Annotated in this window: 2 rRNA genes (1 of these 2 running past the window's edge); both read right to left on the reverse strand. The window is 50.0% G+C overall.

From position 1 onward, the window contains the following. A 5S ribosomal RNA gene (rrf, locus tag AC1RPH_RS07505) occupies positions 1-70 on the reverse strand; the annotation flags it as partial. A gap of 85 nt (positions 71-155) precedes the next feature. Then, positions 156-1,799 (reverse strand): 23S ribosomal RNA (locus AC1RPH_RS07510); it runs 1,375 nt beyond the window's last position.

Consider the following 1,799-nt stretch of genomic DNA (forward strand, 5'->3'; position numbering starts at 1 on the left):
TGGCGCTAAGAAGCTTAACTTCTGTGTTCGACATGGGAACAGGTGTATCCTTCTTGCTATCGCCACCACACTCTTTTTTTGAGAAAACTTATTCTCTCAAAACTAGCTAATATTTATCATTGATTTTTAAGCCGTACACCGTTTCACACCACTTTGTGGTTAAGTCCTCGACCGATTAGTATTGGTCCGCTCCATACATCACTGTACTTCCACTTCCAACCTATCTACCTGATAATCTTTCAGGGGTCTTACTTCCATAAAGGAATGGGAAATCTAATCTCGAGGTGAGCTTCACACTTAGATGCTTTCAGCGTTTATCTCATCCATACATAGCTACCCAGCGATGCCCTTGGCAGAACAACTGGTACACCAGAGGTATGTCCATCCCGGTCCTCTCGTACTAAGGACAGCTCCTCTCAAATTTCCTACGCCCGCGACGGATAGGGACCGAACTGTCTCACGACGTTCTGAACCCAGCTCGCGTACCGCTTTAATGGGCGAACAGCCCAACCCTTGGGACCGACTACAGCCCCAGGATGCGATGAGCCGACATCGAGGTGCCAAACCTCCCCGTCGATGTGGACTCTTGGGGGAGATAAGCCTGTTATCCCCAGGGTAGCTTTTATCCGTTGAGCGATGGCCCTTCCATACGGAACCACCGGATCACTAAGCCCGACTTTCGTCCCTGCTCGACCTGTAAGTCTCGCAGTCAAGCTCCCTTGTGCCTTTACACTCTGCGAATGATTTCCAACCATTCTGAGGGAACCTTTGGGCGCCTCCGTTACCTTTTAGGAGGCGACCGCCCCAGTCAAACTGCCCACCTGACACTGTCTCCCACCACGATTAGTGGCGAGGGTTAGAGTGTTCATACAACGAGGGTAGTATCCCACCAATGCCTCCTCCGAAACTAGCGTTCCGGTCTCTACGGCTCCTACCTATCCTGTACAAGTTATACAAACACTCAATATCAAGCTACAGTAAAGCTCCATGGGGTCTTTCCGTCCTGTCGCGGGTAACCCGCATCTTCACGGGTATTATAATTTCACCGAGTCTCTCGTTGAGACAGTGCCCAAATCGTTACGCCTTTCGTGCGGGTCGGAACTTACCCGACAAGGAATTTCGCTACCTTAGGACCGTTATAGTTACGGCCGCCGTTTACTGGGGCTTCAATTCTGGGCTTCGCCGAAGCTAACTCATCCTCTTAACCTTCCAGCACCGGGCAGGCGTCAGCCCCTATACGTCATCTTACGATTTTGCAGAAACCTGTGTTTTTGATAAACAGTCGTTTGGGCCTATTCACTGCGGCTGACCTTTCGGTCAGCACCCCTTCTCCCGAAGTTACGGGGTCATTTTGCCGAGTTCCTTAACGAGAGTTCTCTCGCACACCTTAGGATACTCTCCTCGACTACCTGTGTCGGTTTGCGGTACGGGTAGTTATATTCTAACTAGAAGCTTTTCTTGGCAGTGTGACATCAGTTACTTCGCTACTTAATTTCGCTCCCCATCACAACTTGTCCTTAAAGTTAAGCATTTAACTCAACTTCAGACTTATTGCTTGGACGCACATATCCATCAGTGCGCTTCCTTAGCCTGCTGCGTCCCTCCATCGTTCAAACAAATATAACTAGTACAGGAATCTCAACCTGTTATCCATCGTCTACGCCTCTCGGCCTCGACTTAGGTCCCGACTAACCCTGGGAGGACGAGCCTTCCCCAGGAAACCTTAGTCATTCGGTGGACAGGATTCTCACCTGTCTTTCGCTACTCATACCGGCATTCTCACTTCTAAGCGCTCCACC

This window comes from Dellaglioa sp. CoH-57-MRSF-16 (assembly GCF_056782055.1).